Source organism: Microbacterium limosum, from assembly GCF_036324365.1.
GTDB lineage: Bacteria > Actinomycetota > Actinomycetes > Actinomycetales > Microbacteriaceae > Microbacterium > Microbacterium limosum.
In genome coordinates, this window is the sequence record NZ_CP137080.1 from 2,055,024 (window position 1) to 2,070,357 (window position 15,334).

At 64.7% G+C, this 15,334-nt stretch carries 9 protein-coding genes, 3 pseudogenes and 1 other annotated feature; of the genes and pseudogenes, 2 read left to right on the top strand and 10 right to left on the bottom strand.

From position 1 onward, the window contains the following. Positions 1–49: 49 nt before the first annotated feature. Positions 50–1,498 carry a multicopper oxidase family protein gene (locus tag RYJ27_RS09875; protein ID WP_330170147.1) on the bottom strand — a complete coding sequence of 483 codons (1,449 nt, stop codon included), beginning with the start codon at positions 1,496–1,498 and terminating at the stop codon, positions 50–52. Between the two features lie 984 nt (positions 1,499–2,482). Between RYJ27_RS09875 and RYJ27_RS09880 the strand changes: the two genes are divergently transcribed. Further along, positions 2,483–3,550, top strand: coding sequence for an IS110 family RNA-guided transposase (locus RYJ27_RS09880; protein WP_061873125.1), 1,068 nt, complete (start codon positions 2,483–2,485; stop codon positions 3,548–3,550). 20 nt (positions 3,551–3,570) lie between these two features. Here RYJ27_RS09880 and RYJ27_RS09885 read toward each other — a convergent pair. Continuing rightward, positions 3,571–4,809, bottom strand: a pseudogene (locus RYJ27_RS09885) (IS3 family transposase). After that, positions 4,434–4,537, bottom strand: a sequence feature (AL1L pseudoknot). Its footprint overlaps the pseudogene before it by 104 nt. A 45-nt stretch (positions 4,810–4,854) precedes the next feature. Further along, complete coding sequence (locus RYJ27_RS09890; RefSeq protein ID WP_061873125.1) at positions 4,855–5,922, bottom strand: IS110 family RNA-guided transposase; 1,068 nt, start codon at positions 5,920–5,922, stop codon at positions 4,855–4,857. A 497-nt stretch (positions 5,923–6,419) separates the two neighbouring features. Here RYJ27_RS09890 and RYJ27_RS09895 point away from each other — a divergent pair. After that, a pseudogene (locus RYJ27_RS09895) lies at positions 6,420–7,613 on the top strand (IS3 family transposase). Between the two features lie 10 nt (positions 7,614–7,623). Here the strand turns inward: RYJ27_RS09895 and RYJ27_RS09900 are convergent. The 7 genes and pseudogenes from RYJ27_RS09900 to nrdH form a co-directional block, all read right to left on the bottom strand. Continuing rightward, the gene (locus RYJ27_RS09900) at positions 7,624–8,292 is read right to left on the bottom strand and encodes a hypothetical protein (RefSeq protein ID WP_330170148.1); all 669 of its coding nucleotides are present in this window, start codon (positions 8,290–8,292) and stop codon (positions 7,624–7,626) included. A 176-nt stretch (positions 8,293–8,468) separates the two neighbouring features. Beyond that, positions 8,469–9,218: pseudogene (locus tag RYJ27_RS09905) on the bottom strand (ATP-binding protein). Next, a complete protein-coding gene (gene istA / locus RYJ27_RS09915) occupies positions 9,215–10,780 on the bottom strand; it encodes an IS21 family transposase (protein WP_330170150.1) in 1,566 nt (521 codons plus the stop codon). Before istA ends, RYJ27_RS09905 begins: the two are co-directional and overlap by 4 nt. Positions 10,781–11,259: 479 nt before the next feature. Continuing rightward, on the bottom strand, positions 11,260–12,240 hold the full coding sequence (gene nrdF / locus RYJ27_RS09920) for a class 1b ribonucleoside-diphosphate reductase subunit beta (RefSeq protein ID WP_330170151.1): 981 nt from the start codon (positions 12,238–12,240) through the stop codon (positions 11,260–11,262). Between the two features lie 52 nt (positions 12,241–12,292). After that, positions 12,293–14,452, bottom strand: coding sequence for a class 1b ribonucleoside-diphosphate reductase subunit alpha (gene nrdE / locus RYJ27_RS09925; RefSeq protein ID WP_330170152.1), 2,160 nt, complete (start codon positions 14,450–14,452; stop codon positions 12,293–12,295). Further along, positions 14,434–14,868, bottom strand: coding sequence for a class Ib ribonucleoside-diphosphate reductase assembly flavoprotein NrdI (gene nrdI / locus RYJ27_RS09930; protein ID WP_330170153.1), 435 nt, complete (start codon positions 14,866–14,868; stop codon positions 14,434–14,436). Before nrdI ends, nrdE begins: the two co-directional genes overlap by 19 nt. 59 nt (positions 14,869–14,927) lie before the next feature. Next, entirely contained in the window at positions 14,928–15,161 is a 234-nt protein-coding gene (gene nrdH, locus RYJ27_RS09935) for a glutaredoxin-like protein NrdH (RefSeq protein WP_330170154.1), read from the bottom strand. Positions 15,162–15,334: the final 173 nt, after the last annotated feature.

The following is a 15,334-nucleotide window of genomic DNA, read 5'->3' on the forward strand; positions in this document are numbered from 1 at the left end:
TCGATTCAGAAGAAGAGCTGCGGGCCGAGCCGCGCGAGGGCGCACGGTACTATGCGACGTCGACGGTGGCCATCATGCCAGCGTCTTCGTGATCAAGGATGTGGCAATGGTAGACGCTGCGCCCCGGGTGACGCGCGAAGTCGACGAGCACCCGCACTCCATCCTGCGCGGGAACATTGATGACGTCGCGCCAAGTGGGTTCACTGACCGGTTGCCCACCCGCTTCGATCACCTGCATCGGCCAAATGTGCAGATGGAAGGGGTGATCCATAGGGGTGGGGTTCGTGATGAGCCACTCCTCGACGGCCCCTGCAGCAACGTGTTGGTCCACTCGGTCCATGTCGAAGGCACGACCGTCGAACCCGAAATCCATCATGCTTCCGCCACCGCCCATCATCATCCCCATTCCCATGGTGAAGGTGATCTCGCGCTGCCGTGCGACGGGCTGCTCGCGCAGATCTCGAACCGACGGTCGTTCTAGTGCCGCGCCCGGCGCAGCAACTTCTTGCCCCGCGACAGTGAGCGTGGCAATGGTCTCGGGACCGGAGAGGTTCTGGCCTCCCATCATTCCCATCCCGCCGCGGTCATAACCCAGCGTCTGAAACTCACCACTCCCAGCGCTCATGCTCACGAGAAGATCGGCGCGATTGCCGGGCGCTAGAAGTACCTCCCGCACTTCCGGAGGAGCCTGCTCGTGGCCGCCGTCGATCCCGAGCAACTCAAGACGTTGCCCAGGCAGGGCCAAGCGAAGGTAGCGCGAGGTGCATGCATTGATCACACGCCAGCGTTCCTGCTCCCCAGGTCGTGCCGACATGTGCGGACGGTGCTGACCATTGACCAACAGGAGATCACCTTCGCGGCCCATCATCACGTCCGCGCCCGAGGCGGCCGCAATCTGTCCGCCAGGAGTCAGTGAAATGTCCGAGACGACGAGCACCCGCTCGCGGCTGATGGGCATGTGGCCATCCTCGACGATCAGCGCACCGTACAAGCCGCCGAATATCTGGTCGGCAACTGAGCCATGCCGGTGAGGGTGATACCAGAACACCCCAGGCGGATGATCCTCTGGCAACGTGAATCGGTAGTCAAAGCTCTGCCCCGGGTCTATCGAGAGGAAAGGGTTGTCACCGTTCCCCGCGGGAGACACCTGTAGTCCGTGCGTATGCAGGTTGGTTGGGGTGTCCAGTTCGTTCCGCAACTGCACCTCGATGGAGTCCCCCGGTCGCACGCGCCAGGTCCGTCCCGGCACCATGCCGCCGTATGTCAGGGCATGCACCTGACGTCCGGCGATGGTCAATTCGCGACGCGCGGCAACGAGGTCGACCTGCAGCAACCCGCCGCTGCTTCGTAACACCTCCGGCTCGATCAGCAGTTCTCCATCGGCCATTGCTCTGCCCCAGGGGAGGCCTGTTTGAGAGAGACCGATCCCGCCGATGACGACACCGAGCCCTCCCAGAGCGCCGAGCTGGAGCGCCTGTCGACGGGTAATGGGTTTCATGCGTCGGGTGCTCGGTCAAGTCGTTGACGTCGCTCGTCGTACTCGGTGGTGTCAATTTCGCCACGGGCATAGCGCTCATCGAGCAACTCGCGAGCCCGGTTGCTCTCGGTGCGATGAGGTGACTGTCGAGGATCGCGTGCAGCAAAGACTCGAACTAGGAGCACAATGAGTACGGTAATTCCCACCAGGAGCAGGATGAGGAAAACCCAGCTCCAGCCCATACCCCACCAACCCATGTGGTCCCAGTTCGGCCCCATTACCCTCACCTCCGAGGTGCTGACTCCGCAAACTCCGGCGGGCAACTGTTGGGGTGGTATCGGCAACTCAGCCGCTGTTCCAGCAATCGTCGAATGGAGTCTTTGCCTCGATTTTACTTGAGACCCGATTCCCCGACCATGTGTAATTACTGCGGGTGAATCGGGCGCTGGGAAGCTGAAGATGCGTCTGCACCTGATCGAGGTCTCGTACCGAGGTCGTGTCCGCCCGAGACGAACGGATTGCCAGGTGGTACCCCTGGGAGGTATCGCCTCGACATGATTGAATAGCATGTGCAAGTCAAGTTGCGACGTACCGGTCCGGGAGGTGTTGGAGTGTCAGTTCAAGGCGCCCTCCCCTCGGCCCTGTTCGACCTGAAGCCTCGCCGATTCATCGTCGCCCTGTTCGCGATCGGTGCACTGCTGCTGTGTGAATCGCCTGTAAGTCTCTGAAGTGGCTGGCCTGGGGTCGGCTGGCAGGGTGGGTGCTGGTGCTCCGTCTGGTCGTGACTCTTGAATCGCCTGGCCTCCCGCTTCGGCGGGGTGCCTTTCCCAGGATCTGTCCGGCCGGGTGGGTGCCGGCGCCGACCCTGCCCACTCCGATGGCTTGATCAGAAGCTTGCCCGACCGTTCACGGCGGTCGTGGCCCATTACAGGCCTGCCTCGAAGTGACCATTCCCGGGTCGACGCCAGCAGTGACGTCAACCCAGTGGAGAGGATCACGGTCACCATGACCATCGTCGCAAACACGTTCGCGTATGTCATCGGCGCGGACACCCATTCCAGAACACACACTCTCGCCGTGCTCGACGCGCGCACTGGCGCCAGAGTGGACACTCGGACCTTCCCGACGACGCCGGCGGGATTATCACGCGCGGTCGCGTGGATCGCTCGGCGCACCAGCGGGCTGGCCGATGTGCTCGTAACGATCGAGGGCGTCGGCTCGTATGGCGCCCGGCTCGCGAGAGCATGCCAGGACGCCGGCTACCGGGTCGTGGAGTCGTTCCCGACAGCGGCACGTGAACGTCGCGGACGAGGCAAGAGCGACGAGATCGACGCGGAACTGATCGCCCGCTCCGTGCTCGGCGTCGATGCCGACAACCTCCGTGATCCGCGTCAGGACGCGGGAGTCCGCGCGGCGCTGCGGGTGCTGATCGGCGCCCGCGACCTCATCAACCTCGAACGCACCAGGTCGATCAACGCCTTGACCGCGCTGCTTCGAACGGTCGACCTCGGCATCGACGCCCGCGCCTCGCTCACCAAGAAGCAGCTCGCGGCGATCGAGTCCTGGCGCACGCGACAGGAGGACCTCGCGACCGCGACAGCCCGCCGGGAAGCGATCCGGCTGGCCCGACGGGTTGCCGTCTGCGATGAGGACCTCGCTGCTAACCGTGACGAGATCACCGCGCTGGTCGCCGCCAGCGACGCCGCAATCCTGCTCGACGAGCCCGGGATCGGCGCGATCAACGCGGCCGTGATCATCGCCGCCTGGTCACACCCCGGCCGGGTCCGCTCCGAAGCAGCGTTCGCCGTGCTCGCCGGCGTCAGTCCCGTGCCCGCCTCGAGCGGAAACACCACCCGTCATCGCCTCAACCGAGGAGGCGACAGGCGTCTGAACAGAGCCTTATCGTCGATCGCGCTGACCCGAATGTCGCACCACCCGCCGACCCGCGCCTACGTCGAACGCCGACGAGCCGAAGGACGCACCACCAAGGAAATCCGCCGCTCACTCAAGCGATACATAGCCCGCCAGCTCTACCGCCGCCTCAGCGAGCAGAGCGGACTTGACAACACATAGAAGCATCCTGGGTTTCGTTCCTATCGGGTTCCCTGTCCGGCGGTTGCCGACTGGGGTGATTCTTGGTCAGCGTAGTACGCGGCTTCGATCTCGGCGGGGGTGCGGTAGCCGAGCTCTCCGTGGAGGCGGGAGTTGTTCCACCACCACACGTACTCGAGGGTCGCGAGCTCGACCTGCTCGACCGTCCGCCACGGGCCCCGGCGGCGGATCAGCTCGGTCTTGTAGAGCCCATTGACCGCCTCGGCGAGGGCGTTGTCATAACTGTCGCCCACGGTTCCCGTGGAGGGTTTCGCGCCGATCTCGACGATCCGATCCGTGTAGACCACAGAGAGATAGTTCGACCCGTGGTCCGCGTGATGGACGAGCTCATCGAGCGGCCCCGCAGCGTTGAACGCGGCCATGTTCAACGCTTGCAAGCGGCAGCACGTCGGCCTTCAACGTCGACGCGACGTTCCAGCCGACGATCATGCGGGAGAACACGTCGATTACGAACGCGACATACGCGAACCCCGCCCACGTCGCGACATAGGTGATGTCCGCGACCCACAGCCGCCGCGGCGCGAGAGCAGTGAAGTCGCGTTTGACGAGGTCCTGCGGTTGCGGGATCGTCGGATCGGACTTCGTCGTGAACACCTTCTTCGACCGCGCCACCCCGCGCACTCCCGCGAGGCCCATGAGGCGGGCGGTCTGATCACGGCCGACATCCCACCCCTGTCGTCGCAACAGCGCATGCATCTTCCGCACGCCGTAGACGCCGTAGTTCTCCTCGTGGAGAAGGCGGACCTCCGGCACGAGCAGCTCGTCACGCAGCTGCCGGGCCGAGGGCACGCGGGTCTTCGCGGCGCGATACCCGCGGGAGGTGAGGAACCCTGGCACCGTGTCCCGGAGGACACGGCAGAGGAACTCGACCCCGAACTGATCCCGATGCTCGTCGATGAAGCGGATCATGTCGGTCAGGGCCGGTCGAGCTCCTTCGCGAAAAACACGCTCGCAGCCTTGAGGACCTCGTTCGCTTTCCGCAACTCGGCGTTCTCCCGCTTGAGCCTCGCGTTCTCCTCGGCAACATCGGTCGGGACGCCGGGCCGGTGGCCCGCGTCGACCTCGCGCCGGCGATGCCACACCCGCAGCGTCTCTGCGCTCACACCGAGCAGCCCGGCGACATGACGCACCGCGACCATCAGGTTCGGATGCGAGGGCTTCGCCTCGTCCAGCATCCGCAACGCCTTCTCCCGCATCTCGGGCGAGTACTTCTGATTCATCGGTTCCATCCTTGCTTGAAGAACGGAACGAAACCCAGGATGCTTCTATGTGTTGTCAAGTCCGCTCTGCTCGCTGAGGCGGCGGTAGAGCTGGCGGGCTATGTATCGCTTGAGTGAGCGGCGGATTTCCTTGGTGGTGCGTCCTTCGGCTCGTCGGCGTTCGACGTAGGCGCGGGTCGGCGGGTGGTGCGACATTCGGGTCAGCGCGATCGACGATAAGGCTCTGTTCAGACGCCTGTCGCCTCCTCGGTTGAGGCGATGACGGGTGGTGTTTCCGCTCGAGGCGGGCACGGGACTGACGCCGGCGAGCACGGCGAACGCTGCTTCGGAGCGGACCCGGCCGGGGTGTGACCAGGCGGCGATGATCACGGCCGCGTTGATCGCGCCGATCCCGGGCTCGTCGAGCAGGATTGCGGCGTCGCTGGCGGCGACCAGCGCGGTGATCTCGTCACGGTTAGCAGCGAGGTCCTCATCGCAGACGGCAACCCGTCGGGCCAGCCGGATCGCTTCCCGGCGGGCTGTCGCGGTCGCGAGGTCCTCCTGTCGCGTGCGCCAGGACTCGATCGCCGCGAGCTGCTTCTTGGTGAGCGAGGCGCGGGCGTCGATGCCGAGGTCGACCGTTCGAAGCAGCGCGGTCAAGGCGTTGATCGACCTGGTGCGTTCGAGGTTGATGAGGTCGCGGGCGCCGATCAGCACCCGCAGCGCCGCGCGGACTCCCGCGTCCTGACGCGGATCACGGAGGTTGTCGGCATCGACGCCGAGCACGGAGCGGGCGATCAGTTCCGCGTCGATCTCGTCGCTCTTGCCTCGTCCGCGACGTTCACGTGCCGCTGTCGGGAACGACTCCACGACCCGGTAGCCGGCGTCCTGGCATGCTCTCGCGAGCCGGGCGCCATACGAGCCGACGCCCTCGATCGTTACGAGCACATCGGCCAGCCCGCTGGTGCGCCGAGCGATCCACGCGACCGCGCGTGATAATCCCGCCGGCGTCGTCGGGAAGGTCCGAGTGTCCACTCTGGCGCCAGTGCGCGCGTCGAGCACGGCGAGAGTGTGTGTTCTGGAATGGGTGTCCGCGCCGATGACATACGCGAACGTGTTTGCGACGATGGTCATGGTGACCGTGATCCTCTCCACTGGGTTGACGTCACTGCTGGCGTCGACCCGGGAATGGTCACTTCGAGGCAGGCCTGTAATGGGCCACGACCGCCGTGAACGGTCGGGCAAGCTTCTGATCAAGCCATCGGAGTGGGCAGGGTCGGCGCCGGCACCCACCCGGCCGGACAGATCCTGGGAAAGGCACCCCGCCGAAGCGGGAGGCCAGGCGATTCAAGAGTCACGACCAGACGGAGCACCAGCACCCACCCTGCCAGCCGACCCCAGGCCAGCCACTTCAGAGACTTACAGGCGATTCACGCTTGCGCTCGATAGGCACACCTGATCGCCTTGCAGCACGTATGGCCGAGGCGGACAGCTTTCGGACCCTGATCCCAGGCGACCCAGAATGGCCGGTCGCTCTCAATGACCTCCGCGCACGAGCACCCGGGACTGCTGCACGAGTAGGTGACATCTGATCTGGCTTGCCCGGGAGGGCGGCCTGGAAGGATGGCATCGTGCCAAAGCCTTATCCCACCGAGTTCCGTGACGACGTGGTCCGCGTCGCGAGGAGCCGTGAGCCCGGAGTGACGATCGAGCAGATCGCGAAAGACTTCGGGGTCCACCCGATGACGCTGCAGAAGTGGATGCGTCGCGCCGATATCGACGAGGGCGCCAAGCCTGGCCAGACCCGCACCGAGGCGGCTGAGATCCGTGAGCTGAGGAAGCGGAACCGGCTGCTCGAGCAGGAGAACGAGGTGCTCCGGCGGGCCGCGGCGTATCTGTCGCAGGCGAACCTGCCGGGAAAAGGTTCTACCCGCTCGTGACGGAGCTCGCCGCCGCGGGGATCCCTGTGACGGTGACGTGTCGGTGCTCAAGCTCTCCCGCCAGCCCTACTACCGGTGGCTCGCGGACCCCATCGCTACCAGCGAGGTGGTGGAGGCGTATCGCGCGAACGCGCTGTTCGACGCGCATAGGGACGATCCCGAGTTTTCGGGCACCGGCTCCTTGCCGACGAAGCCGCCGAAGCGGGCGAATCCATGTCGGATCGGACGGCGTGGCGGATCGCGTCCAGCAACGGCTGGTTCAGCGCGTTCGGGAAGCCCAAGCGCAGCAAAGGACGCCGACCGGGTCCGCCGGTGCACGACGATCTCTGCGCGGTGGTCGACGAGGACGGACGGACGCGGCACGTGTTCGCGGCCGACGCGCCGAACGAACTCTGGCTCGTCGACATCACGGAGCACAAGACCGCGGAAGGCAAGCTCTACTGCTGCGCGATCAAAGACGCGTTCTCCGGCCGGATCGTCGGGTACTCGATCGACTCCAGGATGAAGTCGCGGCTGGCCGTTCAGGCTCTCGAGAACGCGGTCGCAATGCACGGCGACGTCGCCGGCTGCATCGTGCATAGCGATAGGGGCAGTCAATTTCGCAGTCGGAAGTTCCTGCGTGCTCTGGCCCGCCATCGCATGGTCGGGAGCATGGGAAGAGTTGGATCGAGCGGGGACAACGCGGCGATGGAATCGTTCTTCGCTTTGCTGCAGAAGAACGTCCTCGACCGCCGCACTTGGACCACCCGTGAGCAGTTGCGGATCGCGATTGTCACCTGGATCGAACGGACCTATCACCGCCGACGCAGACAGCGTCGGCTCGGGCGTTTGACGCCCATCGAGTTCGAGAACATCATGAACACGACCGTCGCACTGGCGGCGTGACTACAACCTGTCACCTATCCGTGCAGCAGTCCCTGATGTCCTCACTTTCATCATGGTCGGCATCATGGCGAACCGATTCCTGACGAGGAATCGAGACGCTCGGCGCCGCTGGAATGATGCCGTCGCGAGCCGCTTGGCGCAGGATCATCATGAGCACGATCAGCACCGGCCTTGTGATGCCGTTGAACTTCGATTTCGGGTTCAGCGGCGCTGGGATCTTGTCGAGTCGATCTGTCATCACACGGATGCGGTTGACGTCGATATCCCTCATCGGGGTGTCTCCGAACTCAGGAACGAGATAGCCCGAGACCTTGCCCTGATACGAGCGGACGGTGCCGACGGCACGTATCTTGCCGCTTCGGTTGGGCTCGGTCTTGATCATCTGCAGCCATCGCTTGGAGTACTCCTCGAAGCCCATGGATCGCGACTGCTCGGCGGCAGTCTCGGCGCGGCGTCGCTCCGCAATGACTTCTGGCGGCTCCCACAAGCCGAGCGAGATCTTCGAGTGCATCGACGCAAGCCACTTTCGCGCATCAGTCTTCGTGACGAACGTCAGCGCCTTATCGTCCTCGGTTCGCGCTGGGTACATCTCGCCATCTGGCGCGGGATAGCGGGCCTGCCAACGACCCGACGGGAGCTTACGCAACCGACCCCAGGCCTCGCGTTTCACCGTGCTCATGATGACCTCCCGTGGACTCGAACAGCCGCTCGTGGACTGTCGTGCCCCTCCTGAGTATTTGGAGTCGTGAGCGCCACTGATTATTGCGGTTGAGCGCCACTCGATATTCACTCTCAGGGCCACCGGTATTGCCGGTGAGCGCCACCCCGGTCGGCGCGACGCTCACCGGCCCGGGTTCAGCCGGCCGCGGCGGCGGTGTGCTCCCGCATGTTGACGTCGCCGGTCTCGATCCAGAGGGTGTTGTGGACGATGCGGTCCATGATCGCGTCGGCGTGGACCCCTCCGCCGAGGCGCTGGTGCCAGTCCTTCTTCGCGTACTGGGTGCAGAACACCGTCGAGGTCGCGTCGTAACGGCGTTCGAGGAGCTCGAGCAGCATGGACCGGACGTCGTCGGTGGGCGGGTCGAGCAGCCATTCGTCGATCACGAGGAGCGTGAACGTGGAGTACTTCCGCAACCACTTCTCCCGACCGGCGGGCTTGTCTTTCGCCGCGGTCCAGGTCTCTTCGAGGTCGGGCATGCGGATGTAGTGCGCCCGGTAGCGGTGCTGACAGGCCTGCTTCGCCAACGCCGAGCCGAGGTAGGACTTCCCGGAGCCGGTGAAGCCTTGGAACACGACGTTCATGTGCCTCGTGATGAACTGGCAGGTCCCGAGCTGCGCGATCACACCCCGGTCCAGGCCGCGTTGTTCGAGCATGTCGACGCAGCGGAGGTCCGCGTTCGGGTAGCGCAGGCCCGCTCATCGGATGAGGCCTTCGACTTTGGAGTGGGTGAACGCGGCGTGGGCGTCGTCGACGGCGAGCTTGATCCTCTCCTCGAACACCAGCCCCATCGTGAGGCCCTCGTCCTGGATGTCGAGCGCGTCGACGAGGGCGGGGACGCCCATCTCCCGCAGCTTCCGCTTCGTCTCCGCATCGAGCCGGCTCATCGGGCGTCTCCTGCGTAGTAGTCGGCGCCGCGGACATACCCGGCCGGTTCCTCTGGGGCCGACGGTTCGAACCTCGGCTGGCGTCTGCCGGTCTGGTCCTGGTGGGACTCCAGGATCGGCCGCAGATGCGCATACCGCGGTGATCGGACGCGGGAATCGAGTGCGATGCCGGCGGCGGCTTCGACCCGGGTGGCGGAGTAGCGTCGGGTCAACCTGAGCACTGCCAGCGCGGCGCCGAGCCCCTGCTCGTCGACGGGGACGGACTCGAAGATCCGGTTCACGATCGTGGTGGTGTGCTCCCCGATCCGAGCGGCCCACTCCCGTGCCCGTTGCGGGTCCATCTGCTGGTAGCGGGGCCCGTCGGGCAGATCCGAGTCGTGCGTCCGGTACTCGTTGACCACCCCGGCCGGGGCGAGCAGATGACTGGTGAGCCGCTGATCCCCGGCGAACACCTCCAACATGGTGTCGGTGATGCGCAGGTCGACAGACCGACCGATGTTCTCGTAAGGGACGGAGTAGAAGTTCCGCTCGAACACCACATGCCCGTTCTTGTGGACCTTGCGGCCGTAGAGCCACTGCGAGATCTCGAACGGAACCTGCGGCAGCGGCCGCAGCAGCGGCTTCTCCTCACCCTCGAACACCGAAAGCCTCGACCCGGCACGTTTCTGAAACGGCTTCGCGTTGTAAGCGGCGACGCGTTCGTAGACCGCGGCCCGCAACTCCGGCAGCGTCGCGAACCGCTGGTTGCGCAGAGCCGCGATCACCACCGTCGCAACGTTCCCGACCGTGCCCTCGACACTCGGCTTGTCCTTCGGCTTCTTCACCCGTCCCGGCAGCACCGCCGCCGAATAGTGCGCCGCGAGCTCCCGATACGCGTCGTTCAGCACCACCTCGCCCTCGGCAGGGTGCTTGATCACACCCGCCTTCAGGTTGTCCGGAACGATCCGCGGGACGGACCCGCCGAACCAGTCGAACATCGCCGTGTTCGCGCGCAGCCAGGTGTCCTGCTTCATATCCAGCGTCGGCTCGACGAACGAGTAGCGGGAGAACGGCAGCGTCGCGACGAACAGGTAGACCCTCGTCGCCTGCCCGGTGACCGGGTCGCTGAGCTGCATAGTCTTGCCCGACCAGTCGACCTCGACCGTCTGCCCGGCCTTGTGACCGACCCGCGACGCCGCCCCGATCACCAGCACGTGACGCTGGTAGGTCTTGCAGAACCGGTCGTAGCCCATCGCCGTCTCGCCCTTGGCACGGCAGGCATCGACGTACTCGCCATGCAGCAGTTTCAACGTCACCCCGACCCTCGCGAGTTCCCGATGCACCTTGTCCCAGTCCGGCTGCGCGTGAACACTCTCGTGCTCACCACGCCCGGGGAACAGCCGCGCATACACGTCCGCCTCGTCGAGCTCCGCGACGTCGTCCCAGCCGACGCCCTCCCGGTCGGCGGCGTTGAGCACCGCCGACACCGAGTGCCGAGACATGCCCAGCGCCGCGATCTGCCGACCCGTGAGCCCCTCCGCGCGAAGCCTCAACACCAGCTTCGCCTTGATCCTGCGTACCATCCGAACTACTCCTTCTGCCGCGTGATCAGCCACGCGGCAGAAGGAGCCTAGGAAGGTGGCGCCGAACCCGAATACTCGGTGGCGCTCAACGACGCGAACGCGCCCACGAGCAGGTTGGCGCTCAACCGCAATACTCGTGGCGCTCAGAGAAGCGAATATTCACCTCCGTGCCCCTCACGTTGCGCAGGCCCAGAGAACCGCAGCATTCCGCGGAAGTTGAGCCTTTGCGTTCACATCGAGGGGCACGATGGGGCACGGCGTTGGGCGTCAGCCGAACCCCGATTCGGTTCGGATCGCACCTCCTTGCCCACGTCGAAGGTGCACGCGTGCCCCCTGCGTGCCCCACTGAATGGATATTCCTGGTCATCTCTGTTCTCCTCTGTCGTCGAACAGAGGGCATAAAAACGGCCCGAACCCGCGAGATTTCGCGGATCCGGGCCGTTGACCAGGCTTTTCAGCCGGGGCTTCTCAGAAAACTTCTAGAAGTCCCAGTCGTCGTCTTCCGTGGCCTCGGCCTTGCCGATGACGTACGACGAGCCCGACCCCGAGAAGAAGTCGTGGTTCTCGTCGGCGTTCGGGGAGAGGGCCGAGAGGATGGCGGGGTTCACGTTCGTGACGCTCGAGGGGAACATCGCCTCGTAGCCCAGGTTCATGAGGGCCTTGTTGGCGTTGTAGTGCAGGAACTTCTTCACGTCCTCGGTCAGCCCGACGCCGTCGTAGAGGTCCTGCGTGTACTGCACCTCGTTGTCGTAGAGCTCGTACAGCAGCGAGAACGTGTAGTCCTTGATGTCGTCTCGCTCGGCCTGCGTGGCCTGCTCGAGCCCCTTCTGGAACTTGTAGCCGATGTAGTAGCCGTGCACGGCCTCGTCGCGGATGATGAGGCGGATGAGGTCGGCCGTGTTGGTCAGCTTCGCCCTCGACGACCAGTGCATCGGCAGGTAGAAGCCCGAGTAGAACAGGAAGCTCTCGAGAAGGGTCGAGGCGACCTTGCGCTTGAGCGGGCTCTCGCCGCGGTAGTACTCCATGACGATCTGAGCCTTCTTCTGAAGGTTCGGGTTCTCCACCGACCAGCGGAACGCCTCGTCGATCTCCTTCGTCGAGCACAGCGTCGAGAAGATCGACGAGTAGCTCTTGGCGTGCACCGACTCCATGAACGCGATGTTCGTGTAGACGGCCTCCTCGTGCGGAGTGATCGCGTCGGGGATGAGCGAGACGGCGCCGACGGTGCCCTGGATCGTGTCGAGCAGGGTCAGGCCCGTGAACACCCGCATCGTGAGCACCTGCTCCTCGGGGGTGAGGGTGTTCCACGACTGGATGTCGTTGGAGAGCGGCACCTTCTCGGGCAGCCAGAAGTTGTTCACGAGACGGTTCCACACCTCGAGGTCCTTCTCGTCCTGGATGCGGTTCCAGTTGATCGCCTGCACGTGACTGAGCAGCTTCAGGCTTTCGGGAGGGGTCATGAGCGGTCCTTGTGATCGATCGAGGAGAGCGAGACGAGACGGATGACGCGGGTCACAGCATGCACGAGACGCACTCGGACATGTCGGTGCCCTCGAGCGCGAGCTGGCGCAGCCGGATGTAGTAGATGGTCTTGATGCCCTTGCGCCACGCGTAGATCTGAGCCTTGTTGATGTCGCGCGTCGTAACGGTGTCCTTGAAGAACAGCGTCAGCGACAGGCCCTGGTCCACGTGCTGCGTCGCGGCCGCGTAGGTGTCGATGACCTTCTCGTAGCCGATCTCGTACGCGTCCTGGTAGTACTCCAGGTTGTCGTTGGTCATGAAGGGCGCCGGGTAGTACACGCGCCCGAGCTTGCCCTCCTTGCGGATCTCGACCTTCGACGCGATCGGGTGGATCGACGACGTCGAGTTGTTGATGTAGGAGATCGAGCCCGTGGGAGGAACGGCCTGCAGGTTCTGGTTGTAGATGCCGTGGGCCTGGATGGAGGCCTTCAGCTCGCGCCAGTCGTCCTGCGTCGGGATGTGCTTGCCCGCGAAGAGTTCGGCCACCTTCGCCGTCTCGGGCACCCACGCGCGGTCGATGTACTTGTCGAAGAACTCGCCCGACGCGTACGTCGAGTCGGCGAAGCCCTCGAACGCGCGACCGCGCTCGATCGCGAGCTTGTTCGACGCGCGCAGCGCGTGGAAGAGCACCGTGTAGAAGTAGATGTTCGTGAAGTCGATGCCCTCTTCCGACCCGTAGTGCACCCGCTCGCGGGCGAGGTAGCCGTGCAGGTTCATCTGGCCGAGGCCGATCGCGTGCGAGCGGTCGTTGCCGTCCTCGATCGAGCGGACCGAGGCGATGTGGCTCTGGTCGCTGACGGCGGTGAGGGCGCGGATGGCGGTCTCGACGGTGTCGCCGAGGTCGTCGGCATCCATCGACAGCGCGATGTTCATCGAGCCGAGGTTGCAGGAGATGTCCTTGCCGATCTCCGCGTAGGAGAGGTCCTCGTTGTACGTGGTCGGGGTGTTGACCTGCAGGATCTCGGAGCAGAGGTTGGACATGTTGATCCGGCCCTTGATGGGGTTGGCCCTGTTCACGGTGTCCTCGAACATCACGTAGGGGTAGCCCGACTCGAACTGGATCTCGGCGATCGTCTGGAAGAACTCGCGCGCGTTGATCTTCGTCTTCTTGATGCGGGCGTCGTCGACCATCTCGCGGTACTTCTCGGTGACCGAGATGTCGCCGAAGGGCACGCCGTACACGCGCTCGACGTCGTACGGCGAGAAGAGGTACATGTCCTCGCCGTTCTTGGCCAGCTCGAACGTGATGTCGGGGACGACGACACCGAGCGAGAGCGTCTTGATGCGGATCTTCTCGTCGGCGTTCTCGCGCTTGGTGTCGAGGAAGCGCATGATGTCGGGGTGGTGCGCGTTGAGGTACACGGCACCGGCGCCCTGACGGGCCCCCAGCTGGTTGGCGTAGCTGAAACTGTCTTCGAGCAGCTTCATGACCGGGATGATGCCCGAGGACTGGTTCTCGATGTGCTTGATCGGCGCACCCGACTCGCGGATGTTCGACAGCAGGAGGGCGACGCCGCCCCCGCGCTTGGACAGCTGCAGCGCGGAGTTGATGCCGCGGGCGATCGACTCCATGTTGTCTTCGATGCGCAGGAGGAAGCACGAGACCAGCTCGCCGCGCTGGGCCTTGCCCGCGTTGAGGAAGGTGGGGGTGGCGGGCTGGAAGCGGCCGGAGATGATCTCGTCAACGAGGCTCTCGGCGAGCTTCTCGTCGCCGTCGGCCAGGAAGAGCGCCGTCATCACGACGCGGTCCTCGAAGCGCTCGAGGTACCGCTTGCCGTCGAAGGTCTTCAGCGTGTAGCTCGTGTAGTACTTGAACGCGCCGAGGAAGGTCTCGAACCGGAACTTCTTGTCGTAGGCGCGGTCGTTGAGCCGCTGGATGAAGTCGAAGGAGTACTTCGCCAGCACGGCCGGCTCGTAGTACTGCTTCTCGACGAGGTAGTCCAGGCGCTCCTTGAGGGAGTGGAAGAACACCGTGTTCTGGTTCACGTGCTGCAGGAAGTACTCCCTGGCGGCGCGCTTGTCGGCGTCGAACTGGATCTTGCCGTCCGCTCCGTACAGGTTGAGCATCGCGTTCAGCGAGTGGTAATCCAGCCCGTCGAACGCGGCGTCGTGCTTGAAGGTCGGGGCCTCGGTCAGTGCAGCTTCCACCATCGTTCCAATCCGTCGCTCACGCGATCGATGTCATCCGACGTGCCGAATAGTTCGAGCCGGTACAAGTGCGGCACGTGGCACTTGCGGCTGATGATGTCACCGGCGAGACAGAAGGACTCGCCGAAGTTGGTGTTGCCTGCGGAGATCACGCCCCGCAGCTGGGCCCGGTTGGCCTCGTCGTTGAGGAACCGGATGACCTGCTTTGGCACGGCGCCCTTCTCGACGCCCCTGCCCTCTCCCCCGCCGTAGGTGGGGGTCACGAGCACGAACGGCTCGTCGACCCGCAGTGCCGGCTCGGAGGAGTGCAGCGGGATGCGCCGGGCAGGGAGACCGAGCTTCTCGATGAAGCGCGCCGTGTTACCGGAGACGCTCGAGAAGTAGACCAGCAGGGGCGCCCGCGTCGCGACGGCGGTCATGCGCCTCCCCTTCCCTCGAAGGGCCGGTATGTGCGGGGGTCGAAGAGCCTGTGCGCGCCTCAGGCGAGGCGCGACGCGAGCTCGTCGATCTTGTCGGGACGGAATCCCGACCAGTGGTCCTCGTCGGTGATGACGACGGGCGCCTGCAGGTAGCCGAGCGACTTGACCTGCTCGAGCGCGCCGGCATCCTGCGACAGGTCGAGGACGTTGTATTCGATGCCTTTGGAGTCGAGCGCACGGTATGTGGCGGTGCACTGGACGCAGGAGGGCTTGGTGTAAACGGTGATCGCCATGACGGCCTTTCATCCCCTTGATCGCGGACTGGTTCTGTTGGTCTGGCCGGCGTCCCCCCACCGGGAGTCCAATACTACATATGGGGACGGACATCGGGTGCCACCACAAGGGCTAGTAGTTACATCCGTGTCATTTTCCACCGGTTCCTCTAGATACAACACAAGTTGTCCAC

Excerpts from the sequence above, each read along its gene's own strand:
- nrdF (WP_330170151.1), bottom strand. The coding sequence starts at position 12,240 with ATGACCCCTCCCGAAAGCCTGAAGCTGCTCAGTCACGTGCAGGCGATC.
- RYJ27_RS09890 (WP_061873125.1), bottom strand. The coding sequence starts at position 5,922 with ATGACCATCGTCGCAAACACGTTCGCGTATGTCATCGGCGCGGACACC.
- nrdI (WP_330170153.1), bottom strand. The coding sequence starts at position 14,868 with ATGACCGCCGTCGCGACGCGGGCGCCCCTGCTGGTCTACTTCTCGAGC.
- RYJ27_RS09900 (WP_330170148.1), bottom strand. The coding sequence starts at position 8,292 with ATGAGCACGGTGAAACGCGAGGCCTGGGGTCGGTTGCGTAAGCTCCCG.
- RYJ27_RS09880 (WP_061873125.1), top strand. The coding sequence starts at position 2,483 with ATGACCATCGTCGCAAACACGTTCGCGTATGTCATCGGCGCGGACACC.
- RYJ27_RS09875 (WP_330170147.1), bottom strand. The coding sequence starts at position 1,498 with ATGAAACCCATTACCCGTCGACAGGCGCTCCAGCTCGGCGCTCTGGGA.
- nrdE (WP_330170152.1), bottom strand. The coding sequence starts at position 14,452 with ATGGTGGAAGCTGCACTGACCGAGGCCCCGACCTTCAAGCACGACGCC.
- istA (WP_330170150.1), bottom strand. The coding sequence starts at position 10,780 with ATGGTACGCAGGATCAAGGCGAAGCTGGTGTTGAGGCTTCGCGCGGAG.
- nrdH (WP_330170154.1), bottom strand. The coding sequence starts at position 15,161 with ATGGCGATCACCGTTTACACCAAGCCCTCCTGCGTCCAGTGCACCGCC.